This is a genomic window from Ekhidna lutea, assembly GCF_900188325.1.
In the GTDB taxonomy this organism is placed as follows: Bacteria; Bacteroidota; Bacteroidia; order Cytophagales; family Cyclobacteriaceae; genus Ekhidna; species Ekhidna lutea.
In genome coordinates this window covers 665,899-685,006 of record NZ_FZPD01000002.1, presented here as the reverse complement: position 1 = coordinate 685,006, position 19,108 = coordinate 665,899, and the positions used below count along the sequence as shown (strand labels likewise).

General features: G+C 39.8%; 18 protein-coding genes. 6 read left to right on the top strand and 12 right to left on the bottom strand.

Annotated features, from left to right (window positions below):
- The first annotated feature begins 3 nt into the window (after positions 1–3).
- On the top strand, positions 4–609 hold the full coding sequence (locus CHB71_RS06845; protein ID WP_089356151.1) for a T9SS type A sorting domain-containing protein: 606 nt from the start codon (positions 4–6) through the stop codon (positions 607–609).
- A gap of 5 nt (positions 610–614) precedes the next feature.
- On the opposite strand, the gene CHB71_RS06840 is transcribed toward CHB71_RS06845, so the two are convergent.
- Both CHB71_RS06840 and CHB71_RS06835 read right to left on the bottom strand, forming a co-directional pair.
- Entirely contained in the window at positions 615–1,931 is a 1,317-nt protein-coding gene (locus tag CHB71_RS06840) for an ABC1 kinase family protein (protein ID WP_089356150.1), read from the bottom strand.
- The gene (locus tag CHB71_RS06835) at positions 1,931–2,587 is read right to left on the bottom strand and encodes a hypothetical protein (RefSeq protein ID WP_089356149.1); all 657 of its coding nucleotides are present in this window, start codon (positions 2,585–2,587) and stop codon (positions 1,931–1,933) included. The genes CHB71_RS06840 and CHB71_RS06835 overlap by 1 nt, the downstream gene beginning before the upstream one ends.
- A 128-nt stretch (positions 2,588–2,715) precedes the next feature.
- Between CHB71_RS06835 and CHB71_RS06830 the strand changes: the two genes are divergently transcribed.
- Complete coding sequence (locus CHB71_RS06830) at positions 2,716–4,509, top strand: ATP-binding protein (RefSeq protein ID WP_089356148.1); 1,794 nt, start codon at positions 2,716–2,718, stop codon at positions 4,507–4,509.
- Here the strand turns inward: CHB71_RS06830 and CHB71_RS06825 are convergent.
- Entirely contained in the window at positions 4,506–5,621 is a 1,116-nt protein-coding gene (locus CHB71_RS06825) for an NAD(P)/FAD-dependent oxidoreductase (protein ID WP_089356147.1), read from the bottom strand. The genes CHB71_RS06830 and CHB71_RS06825 overlap by 4 nt on opposite strands.
- Before the next feature lie 30 nt (positions 5,622–5,651).
- Positions 5,652–7,265 (bottom strand): VRR-NUC domain-containing protein, encoded by a 1,614-nt coding sequence (locus CHB71_RS06820; RefSeq protein ID WP_089356146.1) that lies wholly within the window; start codon positions 7,263–7,265, stop codon positions 5,652–5,654.
- Between the two features lie 77 nt (positions 7,266–7,342).
- Here CHB71_RS06820 and CHB71_RS06815 point away from each other — a divergent pair, with 77 nt between their 5' ends.
- Positions 7,343–8,068, top strand: a complete 726-nt coding sequence (locus CHB71_RS06815; RefSeq protein ID WP_089356145.1) for a tetratricopeptide repeat protein — start codon at positions 7,343–7,345, stop codon at positions 8,066–8,068.
- A 199-nt stretch (positions 8,069–8,267) separates the two neighbouring features.
- Here the strand turns inward: CHB71_RS06815 and CHB71_RS06810 are convergent, their stop codons facing one another.
- The 4 genes from CHB71_RS06810 to CHB71_RS06795 all read right to left on the bottom strand — a co-directional run bounded on the left by CHB71_RS06810 (position 8,268) and on the right by CHB71_RS06795 (position 12,021).
- Positions 8,268–8,591: a hypothetical protein gene (locus CHB71_RS06810; protein ID WP_089356144.1), complete on the bottom strand. Its 324-nt coding sequence runs from the start codon at positions 8,589–8,591 to the stop codon at positions 8,268–8,270.
- An 81-nt stretch (positions 8,592–8,672) separates the two neighbouring features.
- Positions 8,673–9,320, bottom strand: a complete 648-nt coding sequence (locus CHB71_RS06805; protein ID WP_089356143.1) for a hypothetical protein — start codon at positions 9,318–9,320, stop codon at positions 8,673–8,675.
- 336 nt (positions 9,321–9,656) lie between these two features.
- Positions 9,657–11,501, bottom strand: a complete 1,845-nt coding sequence (locus tag CHB71_RS06800; RefSeq protein WP_089356142.1) for a PLP-dependent aminotransferase family protein — start codon at positions 11,499–11,501, stop codon at positions 9,657–9,659.
- Between the two features lie 127 nt (positions 11,502–11,628).
- Complete coding sequence (locus CHB71_RS06795; protein WP_144017348.1) at positions 11,629–12,021, bottom strand: hypothetical protein; 393 nt, start codon at positions 12,019–12,021, stop codon at positions 11,629–11,631.
- A 103-nt stretch (positions 12,022–12,124) separates the two neighbouring features.
- Here CHB71_RS06795 and CHB71_RS06790 point away from each other — a divergent pair, with 103 nt between their 5' ends.
- Positions 12,125–12,874, top strand: a complete 750-nt coding sequence (locus tag CHB71_RS06790) for a PA3715 family protein (RefSeq protein ID WP_144017347.1) — start codon at positions 12,125–12,127, stop codon at positions 12,872–12,874.
- Between the two features lie 54 nt (positions 12,875–12,928).
- Here CHB71_RS06790 and CHB71_RS06785 read toward each other — a convergent pair whose 3' ends face one another.
- Positions 12,929–15,196 (bottom strand): ATP-dependent helicase, encoded by a 2,268-nt coding sequence (locus tag CHB71_RS06785; RefSeq protein ID WP_089356139.1) that lies wholly within the window; start codon positions 15,194–15,196, stop codon positions 12,929–12,931.
- A gap of 80 nt (positions 15,197–15,276) precedes the next feature.
- Between CHB71_RS06785 and CHB71_RS06780 the strand changes: the two genes are divergently transcribed.
- The gene (locus CHB71_RS06780; protein ID WP_089356138.1) at positions 15,277–15,984 is read left to right on the top strand and encodes a CPBP family intramembrane glutamic endopeptidase; all 708 of its coding nucleotides are present in this window, start codon (positions 15,277–15,279) and stop codon (positions 15,982–15,984) included.
- 278 nt (positions 15,985–16,262) lie between these two features.
- Positions 16,263–16,670 carry a DUF1761 domain-containing protein gene (locus CHB71_RS06775; RefSeq protein WP_089356137.1) on the top strand — a complete coding sequence of 136 codons (408 nt, stop codon included), beginning with the start codon at positions 16,263–16,265 and terminating at the stop codon, positions 16,668–16,670.
- Positions 16,671–16,776: 106 nt separating this feature from the next.
- Here CHB71_RS06775 and CHB71_RS06770 read toward each other — a convergent pair whose 3' ends face one another.
- From CHB71_RS06770 to CHB71_RS06760, 3 genes are read right to left on the bottom strand one after another with little or no spacing between them, the layout of a single operon-like run.
- Positions 16,777–17,733, bottom strand: coding sequence for a TolB family protein (locus CHB71_RS06770; RefSeq protein ID WP_089356136.1), 957 nt, complete (start codon positions 17,731–17,733; stop codon positions 16,777–16,779).
- A gap of 1 nt (position 17,734) precedes the next feature.
- Entirely contained in the window at positions 17,735–18,625 is an 891-nt protein-coding gene (locus CHB71_RS06765; protein ID WP_089356135.1) for a PD40 domain-containing protein, read from the bottom strand.
- 28 nt (positions 18,626–18,653) lie between these two features.
- Positions 18,654–19,061, bottom strand: coding sequence for a DUF1761 domain-containing protein (locus CHB71_RS06760; protein ID WP_089356134.1), 408 nt, complete (start codon positions 19,059–19,061; stop codon positions 18,654–18,656).
- Positions 19,062–19,108 lie beyond the last annotated feature (47 nt).

The window sequence follows — 19,108 nt, the reverse complement described above, 5'->3', positions numbered from 1 at the left end:
GAAATGAATGGGTTAAGAGTTATATTATTCTCTCTGTCTTTGATACTTGCTGTTGTATTGCAAGCGCAAAATGAATCGCCAGATATTTCACTGGTTTATTATGTAGAGGAAGGTACGCCAAATGGAACACTGATTGGCACTATAACCGCTGAAGATCCTGACGGAGATGTGCTGACACATTCGCTGCTTTCGGGTAATAAAAATGATGCTTTTGCCCTTGATCAAACTACCGGCGACCTTACTGTCAATGATCAGAATGAATTGGTTTTTACAGCTAATCCCACTTATGATCTTGTAGTGGATATAAGTGATGGAAATGGAGGGGATATCATGGCATCTGTTAAAATTAACGTAACAGAAAAGCCTTTAGGTTTGGCTTTTCAAAACGAAATGTTCTATCCAAACCCGGTAACGAATTACCTCTATGTAAATCTCCATCATGATAAGAGAACATTTGATCGAATTAGCATCTATTCTCCAGCAGGAAAAAAGGTCTTCAATTCACCAATTCAAAATCAAATAAACCTATCAGGGTTAAAGTCTGGAGTTTATATAATTGTTTTTGAGGGCTCGAAAAGTATTTTGACCAACAGACTAATCGTAAAATAGAATAGCTAAGATGCCACTTTGAAAATTTCTTTGGTGGAACAATCTACTTTAGCTTTCAAAGCATGGAGGATGTTATACAATCCAAAAAAGGTTCTGTTGAAGTAAATGAAATGCCGTGATCCTCGTGCTTGTAATCGGTTCATTTCCGGATCTTTTGAGATGGCTTCACCTTTCATATAAATCTCAGTGAAGTACCGATCATCACTAAAATCAAAAACTCCTTCGTTGAATGGTCGAGATAGTAGCCTGATTAAGTCTGTGAACATTGCGGTTACGATTTTGACATCCTTTTCAGGGTCATCTGGTCTGATAATTTCTAACTTTCTAAAAAGCTCATCCACCCGTTGAGGGTTATCCAATACCTCATAGCTCGTAAGTTCAAAGTATGCGTCATAGAAATCTTTTGGTATATGCTTGATGCACCCAAAATCAATAACACCTAAGTTATTGTTCGCATCAATAATGAAATTACCCGGGTGCGGATCTGCATGCATCATCCGAAGCTCATGCATTTGGTACATGTAGAAGTTCCAAAGGATTTGTCCGAGCCGATCTCTATCTGGTTGTTTTTGCTCATGCTTCATCCAGGCTCCAATTGGCTCGCCATTCAACCAACTCATTGTAAGAATTTGTGGGGAGGACAACTCTGGAAAATAAGTAGGAAAGAACACCCCATCTACATTTTCACATTTCTGTGCAAAATCCATGGACTGTCTCAGCTCAAGTGTGTAATCTGCTTCTTCAAGTAGTTTTCCTTCTACCTCTTTCATATAAGGATCTACATCCTTACCCTTTACATTCATGAGCTTTAGCGCGAAGGGTTTTGCAAGCTTGAGGTCACTTTTAATACTATCAGCCACACCTGGGTATTGGACTTTTACAGCCAGTTTCTGTCCATTCAATTCTGCTTTATGCACCTGACCCATTGATGCAGCATTGCTCGCACTCTTACCAAAAGTGTCAAATATTTCATTTGGCTCTTTATCCATATTATCAATGAATGTCTTTTTCACCAGTGGGTAGGAGAGTGGTGGTGCACTGTATTGTGCCATGGAAAACTTATCAGCGTAAGCCTTTGGAAGCACATTTTGATCCATACTTAACAACTGGGCCATTTTGAGGGCACTACCCTTTAACTCACTGAGCGAATCATAGATGTCTCTCGCATTATCATTATCCAGTTCATTTTGATCTAGTTTACCTTTTAAAGCCGCTTTACTATATGCTTTCACATAGTTGGCACCCACTTTTGCTCCAGTAGTTACGAACTTGCTTGCCCGCCTTACTTTTCCAATTGGAATTCTATTGAGTTCTTTTGACATCAGGCTGTAGTTTTTGATAGTCCCATTTTTTGTAAGAAAAACTTACTTAAATCTACGATTGACTCCAACGCAGGTAGCTCCCCGATATCAAATGCTGTACGGGTGGATTTTTCAATGAAAATATCCGTATCAGTGCTATTTGCAGAGTCGTCTTTGACCCAAAAGAATAAGGTGGCAATGGTGTGAGACCAGAGCATTCGTTTGTATGCAGACTGAGATATATTTTTAGCTTTATCTGGTATAAAATCGAATGTTTTGGCCCAATCTATTTCAGACTGTGTAACAATTTTTTGTGTTTTTGTTAATTCTTGAGGTAACTCATGTGGTTTTTTTCCTTCCAGCTTGAAAAGCACATACGATCTGTCTGGTTTGATTAATTCCAGGAAAGTGTAGAGGAATGAAAGATGCTTTTCTCTGGCATTCATTTCTTCAAAATCAGGATCGTTAAGAACGATCTTGAAAGTGTTGGAATAATATCCTTCCCAAACGGAAGCTTCAATGCCTTTAAGTGAGCCGAAGTATTTATAAAAATCATCATCGGTTATTTTTAGAAAATTAGTGAAAATCCTAACAGTCTCCGGGGCTTTCCCTTCCTCTAGGAGGTAGTTCATATACCCCTTTTGAATGGATGATTTACTTGTGTTTTTTTTTGCCATGACTTATTTCTGTTTAGCTATCATTAAAACCAGCAAATGGGTAGTAAGGTTTATACTATTATACTCTTTCTAATACAGAAACAGTATATGTAAATTTTTTCATCAATACAAAATGTCCATATTTATGTATGCACCGCCTTTTCGCCATCATTTTATTTGCATGCACTTTATGCAATAGTGTTTTCGGACTGAACAAACCCGTCCAAAATAACCGTGAATTAAAAGTAATCTGGTTCACCTCTTTCCCTTTCATTTATGAAGATGAGAACGGTACTGTAACTGGTATTGAAAAGGAAATGTTTGAATTATTTAGGGATTACATGCAGCAGAAAAATGGGAAAAACATTCAAATAACATTTTCCAAAGCACCTGATTTTTCTGGCGTTTTATCCAGTATGAAAAATGGAGATGCTACGATTGCAGGAGCGTCTGCACTTTCAATCACGGCAGAGCGTCAGGAATATGCTCAATTTACCATTTCATACCTGCCGGATGTCACAGTCCTGGTTTCAAGTGCGGGTACCCCTATTGTTCAAACAATTGAGGAAAAGCTGGAAATGGTAAGGAATTTAGATGCTGTGACCATCAAGGGAACAAAATATGAAACCTTATTGAATGATTTAGAAGAGGAGACTGGTGTTAGTTTAAAAACTATCTATATAAACAGCGATCAAAACATACTGGATGGAATTATGGGCGAACCCGATCGATTTGGTTTTATTGATTTACCAATATATTTAATGAGAATACAGAATGGTGGTGAGGTAGTTCGTCAAAATTTTTTCACGACTATTGGACAAGGCTATGCTTTTATACTTCCGGATAATAGTATTTGGAAGGATTATCTCGATGACTTTTTAGCTGATCCGCAATCACAGCAAGCAATTTCAGATATCATATCAAAATACCTCGGAGAGGAGTTGTTTGAATTCGTAGACAATCTCCATGGAATAGAAGAATTAGGCACCTCTATTCTAACAAAAGAAAAGGAAATGCAGCTTGCCTTGATTAGAAATGCAAATTTGAAATTGGAAGAAGAACTGGCTGTAAGAAAGATATTAATAATAAGTACTTCAGTACTTTCGGTGTTATTGTTCGTTATTGGCTACTTGCTTTATAAAAACTACAAGTCTACACGGTTGCTGATGGGACAAAAAGAACAGATAGAAGAGCAGCAAACAGATATTCACCTAAAGAATGAACAATTGATCAACAGGAATGCTCAGCTAGTAGCATTGAATGAGGAAAAAAACAACCTCGTTAGAATCCTTGCTCATGATATAAGATCTCCTTTAAGTCAAATCATTATGATCACTGAAATCGTCAACAAGAACGTCAACCAAGATATTACCGAACAGGAGCAAAAAATGCTCAATCAGGTAACAATAAGTGCTGAACGTATTAACCAAATGGTGACTAAAATTCTGGATGTGGATGGCCTTGAGGAAAATAGAGTTAAAGTGCTTCATGAACGTGTGGACATTCGTACGATTATGAAAGATGTGTCACAGCGCTACCGACCTATTGCCGCTCAGAAAGATATTGATCTAACGGTAGAATTTTGTGAGGAACATAACATGATTCGTACCGATCACCTTCTCTTGTTGTTGGTGCTGGAAAATCTGGTATCGAACGCAGTAAAGTTTTCGCAATCGGGAACATGTGTATCCTTAAAATCAGAATGCGAATATGATAGTGCACTTTTTATGGTATCAGATGAAGGACCGGGCTTTTCTGATGATGACAAGAAAAAGCTTTTCAACAGATTTCAAAAGCTGAGCGCCAAGCCTACTGCCGGAGAGTCTTCAACTGGACTTGGATTGTCTATTGTAAAAAAATATGTAAATGACCTGGGTGGTGAAGTTTGGGTTGAGTCGGAAATGGGCAAGGGGAGTACATTTTTTGTTAAGCTGACGGTTTAGCTGTTAACGATCAACTCCGCCACCTCTTCACCCACTAGACTACCTATCGCAACACCCATTCCTCCAAGCCGAACGCCAATAGCTATTCGATCAGATACCTTTTGGACGATAGGCGCTTTGTTTTGTCCGAAGGCCATGATTCCAGTCCATTCCATTTCTATTTCATAAGACTGGTTGGGTAAAATGATATTTTCAATATCCAGAAGGAGCTTTTCCCTGATCTTTTTATTGACTCCAAATTCGGTGGTTTCCTCTTCCTTCAAAGCCAGATTTCGCCCGCCACCAAAGAGCAATTTTCCGTAGTAGTCTCTGAAATAATAGTATCCTTCTTCATAGTGGAAGGTGCCTTCAAACGGAAGTGATTTGTCAGGTACGATACTCATGACGATCCCTCGCCCTGGTGCAATATCTAGTTCCTCCTTAAGGAGCTTGCTGGTAAAGGCGTTCGTACATACGCCCACTTTTTCAGCAAGGAATTTGACATTGCCGCATAAGATAGAAACACCATTTTCTTCTTCTATGATATTATCTACTTTACATCCTGTATGAATCTGCACGCCTAATTCAGCGCAGTATTTCCACAGTGTTGCAATCAATCTCCCGGTATCCAACTGTCCTTCCAGATGGTTCTCAATTAGGTGATGTGTTTGCCCAAGTCCAAACGAATCGATTTTAGCATCAGAAAGCTTAAACACATCTTCCTGGAAGAAAGGGTTGAGCAGTTGATTGACATTATCAATTTTTTCTACAATCCCGGAACCCTCTTCAAGAATCAGTTCATACCCACTTTTGACTTGAATGTCTATTGCGCTTCTCCCCAGCCGTTGGCAGGTTTTCTGCAAACCATCCCACCTTTTTTCCACCAGATTGACCATGCCTTCAGGACCAAGCGTATCGATATCATTTAGCAATTCTGACACACTACCAAAACAGGCAAATCCGGCATTTTTTGTACTGGCACCTGTAGGCAGCACGCCTCGTTCAAGAACAGTGACTTTCATGTCGGGAGACAGCTCCTTCAACGTGGCAGCAGCGGATAGTCCAGTAATGCCGGCACCTACTATGACCACATCAGGTGAAAGAAATGATTGTTTTTCCCAGAGGCTATGCATACGTTTAAAATTTACTGATCCCGAAATTAGTCATTCTGAATAGTTGACCCTCAGGACTTCTACTTTGATTTTTGCAGAGTCCAGAAAGTCCAGCCAAAATAGCTGCTGTGCAGATAGCTGATCATTCGGAGATTTTACTTCGTAGAATTGATAGTCATCATCTTTCCAAAGAAAGAGGTCTGGAAACCCGGCACTGTTTTCTTTCATGATTTTAGACATTTCAAGCAATACCGTTTTCAATCCTTTAAGCGGTAGTTTTTCGATCATCACCTCAAGTGTGGGAAGTAAGGATTCATGCCAGTAGACAAAGCGATTGGCTATTCCATACTTTTCATCGTGAATCCTTTTAATATGATTAATGAACTGCTTTCTGGTCCTAAACTTATTCAATTGATCATTGAGTAGCTCCTGTCTGGATTCAAAAAAAACAGTATCATTCAAATCGGAAGGTTGCCGTTGAAGCGGGTGGTGAAATGAGCCATGACTTTCATCGAAGATGACTGACCAGAACGACAAGCCAAAAAGCCCTCTCCATAGAAAGTTCTCTGAATGCATACCGTCCCATCCATTTTCAATGAAGTAATCCAGAACAGCATCTTCTACTTTACCCGTTGGTCTTGATATGCTGATCAGCGGTGCATTTTTAAGACGTTCTGTCATACTGCGGTTAATGCGGACACCTTTTCTATTTAGGAAATCGTAGGCAAACGTGTATTCCGTAGCATTCCTTGGATCCTCCAGCATTTCATTAGCAAGGGCTATTGCGCCTTCCTTTGCGTCAAGTTTTTCAAGAAGTCGGACCTTTCGCTCGCGTGCCGGGGGCTTATCAGTGAATGAATAATATTCCAAGGCCTTTTCCCACAACTGAACCTGCTCGAAATAATAGGCAATTTTGAGAAGCAACTTTTCTGCTGACTTGGCGGAACGAGGGTAGGAGAGCCAGGTATCCCAGGGCATCTCCTCCAGGTAATCTTCAAGTGGAAGGTTTGCCTGTTGGATTTCATAAATCATCCGCTTAAGCTGAGATATATGCATCACCGAAAGCGCCTCTTCTCTGGATTGGAACCATGGTTTAAACTTGGTTTCATCAAGCTTTTCAATTTTCACATTACCAACATCCCTCACAACAAAATCCGTCATTCGCCCACCTCGATGACCAAAGAATAGTAACTTAATGAAGTCTACTTCTTCGTTTTTCAACACTTCAGCTATTTCATCAGACTCGTGTAGCGTTGGCACATCAGCTTCGCTTAACTCCAGTAGGATTTCCTCTTTCTTTTGATTTCTATCAAGAAAATCAAACTGCTTCAAAAGCTCTTGTTTTGTGAAAAGTTGAAATTGCCTTGGATCTGGACTTTCATTGATACGGATGAATCCCTGATGCATTAGCTCCTCTTTTGTATCCTGGACATCCGGGATTTCAGCATATGAAATCTTACTTATTCGAAAGAAATCACCTCGTCGATTTGAAAATCGCAAATAGAGACATTGAGCTTGCTCTGATAAATCTCTGAAAGCCTGATAAAAAAGATATTCCGGTTGATCCAGAACGTGCTTATACTGTTGCTCAACAAATGAGAGGACATAATTAAAGTAGTCTAAATAGTACTTTTCAGGTAATATAATTGGATCTTTCTTAGACATTCACTACACAATCCGTCTTTTATGGTTACACTCCACGTATAAATAGTATTATTAGTAGATAACACCGTCAAAAATACATGATGAAGCTCATTGCACTTGTAATATTTCTTACAACGGCGCACTGCATTTATTCTCAAAGTTACGTCGATTCCGGCATACAACATTTTGCTAAGGAGGAGTATGAAGAGGCGATGGTGGATTTTAATAACGCCATTGACATTCAGGACATGCTTACTGAATCTTCAAAGGCAAAAATCTACTATTACAGGGGAATGATCTGGCTCAAAAGAGCGGAGGATTCTAAAGGGAATTATGCAGAAGAAAACCCGGTTCATCAGGCGCATGAGGATTTAATTAAAGCCACGGAGCTAGACAATAGCTGGGAGCCACATGTTAAGGATGCTTTTGTGAAACTCAATCGTTTCCTTTTGGACGAAGCAGAAAACTACCTAAAGCTGGAAAAGAAGGCAGATGGGATTGATGAAAGGACCAGTCTGCTTGACAAACGAATACAATATTTGGAGCGAGCCAAAGAGTTGGAAGTATCCTCAATGATAGATCTCTATTTAGGACAAACGAATAAACAGGCAGGAGACATCATTTTTGATAACACCACCAATGTCACTGTCATGCAGCGAGCTAAGGCGTATTATGAAGCTGCTTTGATACACTATGAGATAGCACGATATGACGATCCATTCTCCAAGGATATAATAGAGGCATTACTCACAATCTCTAAGCGCCTGGGTGACGTAGATAGGATAGCTGAGTATGAAAAGTTGCTAGAACTCGCTGGGGGGTGAGATTTATTATATCTTTTTAAGTGGTTTGGAGAGGTTATTTCTAACGTCAAACTAAAATGAGTATGCGTTACAGTTCCTAAGAGGACAAAAGCTTTTATTTTTCATGACTGTATCAAAAAACTCTGTGCGCATATTCATTTGGTGTTTGCATTAGGTAGCTCTTCTTCAATCTATCTGATAGATTAGATACAACTATCTGCTATAACCTTTTAAAAATAAATTCTCCTACATTCTGATCGACAAGTTTTAGAGTATTCCTATCTATTTCTTCTAGTTTAATTTCTTTAAAATCTCCGTATTTAAATCCAATTCCGTAACTGAAATGAGCAAAACCTATATTAGTTTCATTAGTGCCTGAGAAGTATAGATTGGTTCTCTTTCTGGTGGCCATGTTGTAAGGATAAAATAACTTAGAAAAATATTGGTACAATTGGCTTTCTTCTTCATTATATGCAACACCCGCTAACCCACAGTTTTCAATAATTTCAAAGTTGATTGTTTCCCCAGTAATTCGAATTCTCACTTTTCCACATCTCGTAATTCCTTTAGAAGCATCCCAATTAGAATTACTTCCTCCATACCATTCGTAAGTGCCTGAACGATATTAATAGTTTATTTGTGATTTTTTTTGAACAAGTTGATCAACTTCAGTAATATCAGAAGGTAAAGATGCTTCTTTGAGATTTGAGCTGGTTGTACTCACAACTCGAATATTATTATAGTTTGGGAGGGATTCAGGTTGATATTCCGCTATTTGAAAAACCTTCCTATCGACAATGCTTAAATCAATCTTGTTATTAGTTTCATATTGTACCTGATATGATTCGATTGATACAAGATCATTAGACTCATTAAAGTGTAGAGTCCATTTCATTTCATTAAACTCATCATTTAAATATTCAGTGTAAAATTGAATGTATCCATCTCCCAGGGTTCCTTTTGTGAAATATTCAATCTGCAAAATTTCGAATATTGGGTGCACTAAGAAAAAATCAACTTTTGCTTTAACAAAAGTTTCAGTTGATTCGTAGTATTGATAAGCAACCCCATTCTTGTAAACTAGTTTATTATCTCCATATGTATACAGAAACTCTTTACTATCATTGGTTGTGATATTAACATCTTCAATTTGTATTTTTCTATTCTTAATTGAATTATAAATTATATCATAGCATTTCTCTTTTGTCAATGACTGGGAGTGAGATAGCATGGAATATAAAATGGTGATGGAAACAAGCGTTAACCTTTTCATAATTATATTATTTTGATTAATTAAGTACAACGCCCAGACATGGCGCTGTGGCCTTCTAGCTAAATTAATTACAATGAAATTAGTGAATCTGCCGGTGTATTCAAAGTATTAAATGTCCACTGCGCTATGAAGAATAATAACTTCCACCGAGCAGAAGATTAGAAAGCATATCAGGTTTTGCCTGCCTGCCGGCAAAGGCAGAGCGGCAGATAAGCATTTGCAGGCAATTATACACGGGTATAACACACACTTCTTTATGTCAAAGGGCCTATTTCAAATATATCGTTTTATAGAAAAAGAGAGCAACTCGTTTAAGCGTAAAGCTCTAATGGAAACTCACATCTGCCCCACGAAATCCGCAAACACCTTCTTATGCAGATCCAGATCTAAGTCTGGTGAGACAGACACCCGAGCTATGTAATCCTTGTCTGATTCTTTGGTCGTGCCCTGTGTGGAGGTTGCCGGGATGGTCCAGTAGCAACCTTTTAGCTGTCCGTAGCTCACACAATACTTGCTGTCGTTTGGAATTTCTGTGATCATCATGGTGATCAACTTGTTATTCAATGCTCGCTTATGAGCCTCTCTTTCTTCATTGGTAGCTCCTTTCGTGGGAAGGTCTAATGAAAAGACAGAAGGAGTAAACCCTTCTTCAGCAAGCTCCTCTGAAACGAAATTGATTTTAGCTGCCGGTAACGTATCCTTGATGAAGTTGACGAATTCGCGCGTGTTTTTATACGCATCCACAATCCGTTGATTCATGGAAGGCATCTGCTCGGCTAGAATTTCCAGCTGAAGATCGGTCGCTTCGTTATCACAAAGTTTCAGATGCTTGTCTATTTTTTCCATCAGGCCTTCTGCTTCTTTGTTTGCTACGCAGTAGCCTGCTGTGCATTTCCCTCCACTGGGAAACTTCGATCCGCTCACATAGGAAATGGATCTGATCGTTGATAGTATTCCATTCTCCTTTAAAAACTGAACGTTAGGACAGAAGGTTTGATCCAGAATGAAGACAGGATCAATGGCATCCTTACCTTCAGTCGTTTTACGAGTAGTACTTAATACAGTCTTTAGCTTATCAAGGTCCGGAACTTCCACCCGTGGGTTGGTAGGAATCTCTGCAATGATATACGGAACAGCATCCTCTTTTGCTACCTGATCCAGTACCCGATCAATGCTTTGCACCATGTCATGATTCCCATCTACGTGCAAGTCTAAGACCTCTACATTAGCCACGCATGCGGCTACACGCCGAGCCTGATCGTTGGTACCACCGTAGCAGTTTGGTGGCACAATGAATTTGATGTCTTTTCCGGGATGCTGCTCTAGTGCATCGTCAATGAGTCCCATCATGATAGCATATTGAATGGACAGCCCGCTGGAACCGACCAACGCATTAGTATCTGAAGCGGTTATCTCCTTAATGGTGGCTATCACTTGTGCCTTGTTTGCTGCAACATCACTATTAGAATTATTAACCTGCTCCTCACCAATCAATTGTTTTAGCGCAGAAAAGCAGTTGATAGGTGTCATGGCTATGGTCTCACGTCTTCTTACATGCTGAATTTTAGAGATATAGTCCTGGTTTTTTGATCCATTGACCAATAGGATACTTCCGAGGTTTGCATGATCATGGATATAAAAATCTATAGAAGGGTGGAGGTCTACCTGCCCGATGTGCGCTTGTTGCGAAACCAAAACAGTACTTCCATCAAACGCTGAAAGCTCATCGACGCTATCTATTTTCTTTAAATCGAAATGGTATCCATACACACGTTTTATCAGGTCAGCATCAAACGATTTTGGTAAATCGTCCGTGTAAATGATTCGGGTGTTTTTCTTATTGAATAGGTTTTTTCTGAGTACAGCTAAAATAGGAACGGTACGTGAAGAAAAACTGATAACCTGTGCTGGCTGGAGGTTATTTACTTTGGCGATCGCCCATTCTAATACAGTCGATAACGGATGACCCAATCGGATGTAGTCATAGGCAGTGGGCAACTCACTTAAGGCTGCTGTCTCAGCATTATTAGCTTCAAATAGTTCTTCAAACTTTTCTAAAAACTCTGTTTTAGCCAGTTCTTCATTGTAAATATCCAGTCGGTGGGTGGTGAGGTTTAACCAGTCAGACGGAGTGTTATTAACTACTTCCTTAATGAACGACAGCACGTTATCTTCTTTCATAAATCTTGATTTGAAATCGAATGATTGTTCTAAACATTAATCCACGATACGGAGTTTCGCGAAACTATAATAATATGCTTAGACAGCCTGTAAAGAATTATTGAAAGAATGGGATAAAGTGAAAACGTTACTTCTTTTTCATAATGGCATTCTTTGGAAAATAGACCTGCTCTGTTGGCTCTTTTGTAATAAACCATTTTAAATCTCCATTACTCAATAGGGTTAACTCGGCCTCACCGATTTCATTGGAATAGCTACTTTTAAAGGTGATAGTAGCCTTATTTCCTGAGGTGACTCCATTGATACTGACAGAATCATCGATAGTAGAATCTATACAGTCAATTCTATTTCCATTCATTGCTATGACACAGTGCTGACCTGTGATATTTGTTTCGATGACTGTCAGTTCTAAATTAAATGATTTAGAAGAACTATTTTCAACCCATACCCATTGACCCTGGAATGAATTGTTGATGTTGATTAGGCTTGAAAGCGCGAGAAAAATAATTTTTGGTAGCATTTGATTTATAGTCAGAAGAAGAATTATTGAGTGCATTGAACGAATATAATAACTCATTAAATTTGACAGAAAATTAGTACCGTTATATTATATCATATGATCTATGAAATTTAGAGCTTTATTACTTTTCTCAATGTGTATCATTTCTTATTCAATTCAGGCCCAGAACACATCTATTTTAACCCCGGTTGAAGCTGCAACTAAATTTCTGAACATATCATCAGATTCTGTTTCTCAAGCGTTTTCTATTTCAAAAGAAGTGCCTTTCCTTGAAAACTCTATCATATACGCAATGTTGACTATCAAGGAGCAAGGAGATGAGTATACTGAATTTAACATTAATGTTCTAGTGGTTGAGAATAACAACACACTACTCGGAATACTAAAAGAAGACAACAGCATCTACACTGATGCATTGAGGCTTACAAATGTTGAAATTGATACAGCTCCTTATATGGTAAAGGAAAATAGTAGAGCATTTGGGCTTAGACTTAGTTATTCGGGAAGTTCTCGGGTGAATCCATATAGTTCGGAGACCATAAACTTGTACGAATTTTCAGGAGGTGAACTAACGAATATTTTAAATGAATTTCAAGTATTAAGTGAGCGTGGTGAAAATATCGGATGGGATAGTGGAACCTTTAAAAGCCAAGAGTCAATCTTAATAATCGGTGATTCCCAATCCAATGGCTATAATGATATAGTTGTGAAGGTGAAAGAAAAAGTTCGTACTTATACAGCGGAAAATGAAAACGAAACCACCTCAAAGTTTACAGTAAAAGGATTTTTGAAATATAATTCTGAACTTAGGGAATATGTGTTTGAGGATACAGCTTCCAAGCAGGGTAACTAAAATCAGGTAGAATTAAATTAAGGTCAGGTTTTAAATATGTTGAACAAAGTGTAGTTAATCCACGATGCGGAGCTTCGCGAAGCTTAGCAAAAGCGTCTTTTCACCTGCTTTTTCAAATTCCACTTTTGCTTTTTTATTAGACCCCTGCTCATCAATGTTGACTACTAGTCCAAAGCCAAACTTCGGGTGCTCCACCTTCATGCCTTCAGCCAGGTTAGTGGTATCGCTTGGTTCAAAATCAGCGCTTGGGGTGTGATTGACCTTCGCAGCAAAACGCTTGGTTGTATTCTCTTTTTTAATGTTTGAGACAAAGTTTTTCGTCACATAATTCACTCCGGGTGAGACAGGGTCTTTGGACGAGAACTTTCGATTCACTTTGATGAATTGAGGTTCTACTTCCTCCAGGAATCTACTTGGTTCACAGTTTTTCAGCCGTCCAAAGCGATAGCGATTGAGTGCATAACTCAGGAATAGTTTCTTTTCAGCACGCGTGATGGCTACATAAAACAAACGGCGCTCTTCTTCCAGGTCAGCCCGGCTGCTCAGCATCATTTGAGAAGGGAAGAGCTCTTCTTCCAGTCCCACAATAAAGACATATGGAAACTCAAGACCTTTGGCCATGTGGATGGTCATCAATGTGACCACATCTTCTGATTTCTGATTTCGATCTTCGTCGGTCAGTAGCGCCACATCCTGTAGAAAAGCACCCAGGCTTTTGTCTTCTCTTTCCGGGTTGTCGGTAAATTCTTTGATGGCATTAAGGAGCTCCTGCGTATTTTCATACCGATTCATCCCCTCTATGGTCTTATCCTCATACAGCTCCTTCAATAAGCCGGAAGTCTTGGCAATCTGCGAAGCAGTATCGTATGCATCTTTCTTTTCGTTCGTAAGACGAAAGGACTTGATGAGTGTAGTAAAGTTTTCCACTTGTGTGCCACCTCGGTTGCCTACATAGGATGTAGCTTTTTCCATGATGTCCCAAAGCGGCTTTCCTTCTTCACTTGCAGCAACCACCATTTTATCAATGGTACCCGGCCCGATTCCTCTTTTTGGCAGGTTAATGATTCGTCGCATCGCCGTTTCGTCATTCGGATTGACGGTATATCGGAAGTAGGCAAGGAGGTCTTTGATTTCTTTACGTTGGTAGAATGAAAGTCCACCAACGATTCGGTACTTGATGTTCTTTCTTCTCAGTGCTTCTTCCATTGCCCGCGACTGGCTGTTCGTTCGGTATAGAATGGCAAAGTCTTTCTCAGGTACATGCTGCTGCATGCGAGTTTCGAAGATCGCAGAGGCAACCAACTGTCCTTCTTCGTTATCAGAGGTTGCTTTGATTAGCTCAATCAGGTCTCCATCCTGATTGGTGGTCCATACATTCTTTTTCAGCTGCGCCGTGTTCTTTCCAATGACAGAGTTGGCGGCATTTACGATCGTCTTGGTAGATCGATAATTCTGTTCAAGACGGATGGTTTTGAGGTCGGGATAATCCCGCTCAAAATTCAGAATGTTTTGGATGTCGGCACCACGGAATGCATAGATACTCTGTGCGTCATCACCTACCACACAGATGTTTTGTCTAACGGCTGCCAGCCTTTTAGCAATCAGGTACTGGGAGATATTCGTATCCTGAAACTCGTCAATCATCACATAATGAAAGCGCTGCTGGTATTTGTTCAGCACATCCGGATGCTCCTGGAAAAGAATGTTTGTATTAAATAATAGATCGTCAAAGTCCATGGCATCAGCAGCAAAACATCGCTCCGAATACGCTTTGTAAATGCGCCCCATCTCCGGACGCATATTTTGGTTGTCGTCTTCCAGGTAGATTGGGTTGTTTTGGTATTCCCGCCAGGAGACCAATCGGTTTTTAGCACTCGAAATGCGATTGTAAACGATATTGGGCTTGTACACCTTGTCGTCCAGGTTAAATTCCTTTACGATCAATTTGATTAAAGATTTGGAGTCATCAGTATCATAAATGGTGAAGTTGCTGGGGTAGCCAATGCTGCTTGCTTCGGCTCTTAATATTCTGGCAAAAACCGAGTGAAAAGTACCCATGAAGAGATTTTTCGCATCATTCCCCACCATTTGCTCAATCCGCTTTTGCATCTCACGAGCAGCTTTGTTGGTAAAGGTCAGCGCCATGATATTAAATGGATCGACATTATGTGCCCGAATCAAGTGAGCGATCCGGTAGGTGAGTACACGTGTTTTCCCGGATCCTGCACCTGCTATAATCATGCATGGTCCTTCTACATTTACTACACCTTCTTTTTGTGGGGGATTGAGTTGATCAAGGTAATCTGCCTGCGCTTCTGCCATCCGGCAAATCTATTTGATTTAAGAGAATATTTTTTCAGCCGGAAGGGTATGATGTTCAATTTTTAAACATCTTGCCGACTATGCTCGGAATCATTATTCAACTCGTCATTTCATGGGCACTTTTATACTGGCTGGAAAGTAAAAATTTGAATGCGCTTGGTCTATTGCCTACTAAGCAGAGACTGATTCAATTCGTTAGTGGATTCTTGATTTCCAGCTTGATGTGTGTGGTTTATTTTCAAATCCAAACAACTGTCACATCGACCGAATGGAGGCTAAATCCTACTTATGGTTTAATGGAGGGGTTAGGAAGCACCTGGTATATGGTCAAGTCCGTGCTTTTTGAGGAGCTGATTTTTCGAGGAATACTATTATTCATTTTGATTAAGAGAATTGGTGTTCAAAAATCATGTTTGATATCCGCCGTGTCTTTCGGGATATACCATTGGTTCTCCTATGGAATTATTGGCAGTCCTATTCAGATGATTTTCGTGTTTCTGCTAACAGGAACATGGGGATTCATGTTTGCGCATGCATTTGCAAAAACGGGCTCACTGTATTTGCCAATTGCTTTGCACCTTGGTTGGAATTTAGTACAACTGGTTGTGTTTTCTCAAGGCGGTTTTGGCGATCAATTGTTAATTAGCTCCGGTGGTGTAGAAGCCAAAGGTCTGGTGTCACTAGGCGTTTTCTCAATACAATGGCTGGGCGTTCCTCTTATCTTGTTCTTTTACCTGAAACACTTAGGAAACAAATTGAAAGTACCTGTTGAGAATAATAAACGCTAAAAACCCAAGGAAAACGAGTACCTCTATAATCAAGATTAGATTGCTTGCTCGAATGAATGGTTTTTTCACAACAGTCAAAAAAGTGTGTTTACAAGGGTTTTGTTAGACTAAAAATAATCAAACAATTAAGATAAATGTTATTGCAAGGTTAGTATCAGATTCTTTATCCAGGAAACGCCAAACAATATTTTTCAATAAATCGACACTGATGGCGTGATGAATAATGGTGGAAAACAATTATCTTGAATCATTCAATAACTAACTTAAACTACACAATTATGGATTTTTCATCAATTAACTGGTTGGCGGTTGTGGTAGCTACTGTATCAGCTTTTGTCGTAGGCGGAATTTGGTATGGGCCATTGTTTGGCAAAGCCTGGATGGCGGAAATGGGTTTTACTGAGGATGACCTCAAGGATGCCAATATGGCAAAAATTTACGGGACGGCTTTCGTGCTGGAGTTTATCATTGCGTTGCAACTTGCTTTCTTTTTAGGTCACGGTGGAACAGAACCTTCGGTGGGGCAAGGAGCAGCCTACGGATTCCACATTGGGTTCTTTTTTATTGCTCTGTCTATGGGGGTGAACGCCTTGTTCTCAAGAACATCATTCAAATTGTGGTTTATCAATGGCTTCTACTTTGTAGTGCTACTTACATTGATGGGAGTGATTTTGACTGTGATGTAAGCTTTGTAATTTAAATAATCAAATCTTTAAAACAACCCTATAATCCCCTCAAGGGGATATTCCCCCTTTGAAGGGGGCTAGGGGGATGTTTAGTTAATAATTCTTTCTACTTCACCTCCACAAAAACAGGGGCCTGCTCAAACAGTGTGTCTGTCGTAACCTGTGTGATATCGCCTGATTCATAATTCATCGTGAAGATGTCGAAATTCATTTTCCCTTCTCTGCCACCCGAATTAGCATCAAAAGTGATCATGCTTCCATCGGGAGACCAAGAATGCCATCCGATGGTGATTGAATCAGGAGTTAGTTTTTTCAAACCTGATCCATCCGGGTTGATTTGGAATAGATATGATCCACCTTGCTGTTTCGAGTGATAGGTAATAATATTTCGATTTGGTTCCCAGAAAGGCGGGCCTGCATGGTAGCTGTACCAATCTGCCGTGGTGTCTCCTTCAGGATAGTAGGTCAGTTGTCTTAAGTTGCTGCCATCCACTCCAACAATATACAGTTCATCCTGATAGCCGATATTCGGACGAAAGCGCTTCTCAGATCCTCTGAAAACAATCTCCGATCCATCAGGTGAAAAGCATGGATCACTGAAGTAGGGGAGACCGGTATAGACTTTTTGAACCAATGCACCCTGTCTGTCAATAATGTAAAATGCACTATCACCTTTTACTATGGGGTTTACAATGATTTCTTCACCACCTTTTCGCGTACTCATCCAGCTGTCTTTAAGTTGCGGCCCGCCAATCTTTGAGTGTTCGGTACCATAAGCATCTGTTGAGTAGAGGAAGTAACACCTGGCACAGGTGTCTTTGTCAGAGATATAGAGTACGTCCGAACCATAAGCAGAATACGTCCACTCAACACCCAAAAGATTGGTAATGTTTTTGGCATCAGAACCATCTGTTTTCATGCTGAAAACTTCATAGTTATCTCCTTGCTGGTCTGTCCAGACATTATAGGCAATACGATAATTGTTGGTTTCAGGTTCTTCATTTGAGGGAGACTGACATCCAAATAAGACAAGGAGGACTATGTATATATTGTTTTTTTTCATTTTAATCGATGTTTAATATCCATTCTGCGATCTCTTCGCGTTTTGGAGATTTTGTAATTTTTCGTTCTTCAGAGCCATCAGGCCTTATAATATGGATATCGGTTTGCTCATTTTGGGTTGAAGTAAAAGCGATCCATTCCCCATCCGGAGACCACCTCGGCCAGCGGTTGTCATTCTCATTCGTTATTTGCCTAATGCCGGTTCCGTCTCTGTTAATAATGAATATATGACAGCCTCCCTCAACGCAACCATGAAATACAACCTGACTTCCATCGGGTGACCAGTCGGGTAATGCGTCAAACCCTTTCTTATCAGTAAGCCTGGTTTCAACCTTCTTTTTTAGGTCATAAATAAAGAGCTCTCCATTTCCGGTTACATCTGTGGAATCTGGGGAGGTGATTTGCCTGCTGAAGACAATCCGTTTTCCATCAGGAGAAAATTTTGCCGAAAGTTCCCAAAAATCATTGGAAGTAATTCGTGTCTCTTCTCCTTTGGTATTTATGTAATAAACTTCCGGTTTTTCACTGTCCTTGTTGGAAACGTAAACCACACATCCATCTTTGGTCATGTCCATACCACCTTCTTTGAATTCGGTTGCAATGAAATCGGAGATCTCACCGGATTTGACATCATATTTTCTCAGATCCGGGGTACTTCCTTTGAAATCCCGAAAGTAGATGGATCGACCATCTTTGGAAGGAGCCAGGCCATATACATAGTAGGAAGTATCACCAAATAGTTTGATCGGCTCATTGGTTAGGTCAGTCTTGTAAACCTCCATTTCCTGAATATTAGCGTCAGTAACGTATACAAGCGAGTAAGATTTTGATGGTTCGCTGCATCCATTGATACCAATGCAAACAATGATGAGAAAGGCGCTCAAGTATTTCATGTTTCTTATGACGATTGTTTAATAGGAATTATCTCCAGATTCCCAATATAAAGCCAATCAGAGTGAAATACACTACAATGTAGCCTCCATTGATCAGCATGTAGCGGATGGATTTTTGCTCATACATGGCAATGATGACGAAGATCATTGCTGCCCAACCAAATCCTGTAAGAAATCCTGCGGTTGTTCCCCAGACCCAATCTGTGTTTGAATCTCCCAGAAAAAATGCCATGTTGTAACAGATGATGACCGAAAGAATGGTAGATATACCATAGAGTTTTCCAACATTAATGTCTTTAAAATCATCGTCTGTTTTGTTGTTTTCATTTTTCCATGCATTGTAAAACAGCGCCGGTGAATACCAGATTGCTCCAACAATTAAGTTGGAAATTGCAGCGACGAGCACTGCCCAGTGATTGATGTACATGTCTTCCATACGTTTTTTAGGATAAAAGTAGGTGGTGACGAAGACTCTGTATTGGA